Genomic DNA, 1213 nt, shown 5'->3' on the forward strand with positions numbered 1-1213 from the left:
GCGTGCATCGTCGCCGCGCTGTTCAATGGCGCGGCTTCTCCTCACGCCGCCGTGCGGCGTGCATCGTCGCCGCGCTGTTCAATGGCGCGGCTTCTCCTCACGCCGCCGTGCGGCGTGCATCGTCGCCGCGCTGTTCAATGGCGCGGCTTCTCCTCACGCCGCCGTGCGGCGTGCATCGTCGCCGCGCTGTTCAATGGCGCGGCGAAACGCTTGGGAGAAGACCGCTCGTGCGGGTGACGTCTAAGATTTCCCCGTGCCGCTCTACGCCGCCTACGGGTCGAACATGGATCCTGAGCAGATGCTCAAGCGGGCACCCCATTCCCCGATGGCCGGAACCGGCTGGCTGCACGGCTGGCGCCTGACGTTCGGCGGCGAGGACATCGGCTGGGAAGGCGCGCTGGCCACGGTGGTCGAAGACCCGACCTCCAAGGTGTTCGTCGTCCTCTACGACATGACCCCGGCCGACGAGAACAACCTCGACCGGTGGGAGGGCTCGGAGTTCGGCGTCCACAAGAAGATCCGCTGCCGGGTGGAACGCATCTCGTCGGACACCAGCACCGACCCCGTGCTGGCCTGGCTGTACGTGCTCGACGCCTGGGAGGGCGGCCTGCCCTCGGCGCGATACCTGGGCGTGATGGCTGACGCCGCCGAAATCGCCGGAGCCCCAAGCGATTACGTGCACAACCTGCGCACCAGACCGGCCCACAACATCGGCCCGGGAACGGGCTCCTAGGGCCCGTGTCGATTCTCTCCAGACCAGTCGTCGCCGACGCACTGGCCCGCACTTTCGCCGCCGTCGTGAACCCGGCCCCCAAGGCCGCCGTGCGATTCCCCGAATTCCGCGGCCGGACCACCGAGGTCACCATCCCCGCCCGGCACGGCCCCGTACCGGCAACCGTCTACCACCCGCCGGCCGGCACGGCGAACCAGGCGGTCTACGTCAACGTGCACGGCGGGGGCTTCGTGGTCGGGCACCCCGAACAGGACGATCCCTGGTGCCGGTACCTGGCCGCCAACGCAGGCGTGGTGGTGATCAATCCCGACTACGTGCTGGCGCCGCGGCACCGCTTCCCGGCGGCGCCACACCAGGTCTACGACGTCGTCCGCTGGGCGGCCGACCCCGGCCGCGATTGGGACGGCGGCCGGCTGTGCGTCGGGGGCCAAAGCGCGGGCGGCAACCTCAGTGCCGCGGCAGCACGGCTGGCGCGGGAGA

Annotated in this window: 3 protein-coding genes; all 3 read left to right on the forward strand. The window is 70.4% G+C overall.

Annotation, left to right across the window (positions count from 1 at the left end):
* Positions 1 to 237 (forward strand): hypothetical protein (locus tag A9X05_RS32225; RefSeq protein ID WP_231978400.1); only part of this gene is annotated, 237 nt, incomplete at its 5' end.
* A 16-nt stretch (positions 238 to 253) separates the two neighbouring features.
* Positions 254 to 733, forward strand: coding sequence for a gamma-glutamylcyclotransferase (locus A9X05_RS15780; RefSeq protein WP_067757370.1), 480 nt, complete (start codon positions 254 to 256; stop codon positions 731 to 733).
* Between the two features lie 89 nt (positions 734 to 822).
* A partial coding sequence (locus tag A9X05_RS15785) for an alpha/beta hydrolase (RefSeq protein WP_197499081.1) occupies positions 823 to 1213 on the forward strand: 391 nt, incomplete at its 3' end.

This window comes from Mycobacterium sp. E3298, assembly GCF_001666895.1.
Lineage (GTDB): Bacteria > Actinomycetota > Actinomycetes > Mycobacteriales > Mycobacteriaceae > Mycobacterium.